This window comes from Pseudomonas syringae group sp. J309-1, assembly GCF_032582135.1.
Lineage (GTDB): Bacteria > Pseudomonadota > Gammaproteobacteria > Pseudomonadales > Pseudomonadaceae > Aquipseudomonas > Aquipseudomonas quasicaspiana.
Genome location: NZ_JAWHNU010000174.1, coordinates 1 through 509, shown reverse-complemented (window position 1 = coordinate 509; position 509 = coordinate 1). Strand labels below are relative to the sequence as shown.

At 64.8% G+C, this 509-nt stretch carries 1 protein-coding gene; it reads right to left on the bottom strand.

The features are described from left to right. The coding region (locus RX972_RS29305; RefSeq protein WP_316880806.1) for an AAA family ATPase at positions 1-258 on the bottom strand (258 nt) is incomplete at its 3' end. Positions 259-509: the final 251 nt, after the last annotated feature.

Sequence of the window (509 nt, the reverse complement as noted above, 5' to 3'; positions counted from 1 at the left end):
GTCGATGACGATGTGATCGGCGTCCTGCGCCAGCTCGGGCGCTTCACGGTGGAGCGTGTCTCGCGCCAGGCCGACGACGCCGAACAGGCGCGGCAAGCGCTCACGGGCGCGCTGCTGCGACCAATCGAGCGCGGAGCCTTGCGGGTCAGCGTCAATCAGGGTGACGCGCCGACCCTGGCGCGCCCACTCGCCGGCGAGATGCAGAGCGAGCGTTGTCTTGCCCACGCCGCCCTTCTGATTGAGGAGCGCGACTATCATGACGCGCCCCGGAGCAGGGCCTGCCGGTTATCCGCAGGCGTGCAAAACCGCGGTCGCGTTAGAAAGATTCCGAAGGAATCTAGGTTAGATAAGTTACGGGGGCCGCAAGCTACTGAACCGAAGACTGGAATCGACGATTCCGGTCCCCGATAGCACGAGGATCGGGTCCCCGATGGCACGATAGGGGCGGTCCCCAATAGCACGAGACGATTCACAGCTTATCCCCAAGGCGCGTTGTCGGCCGACGGTTG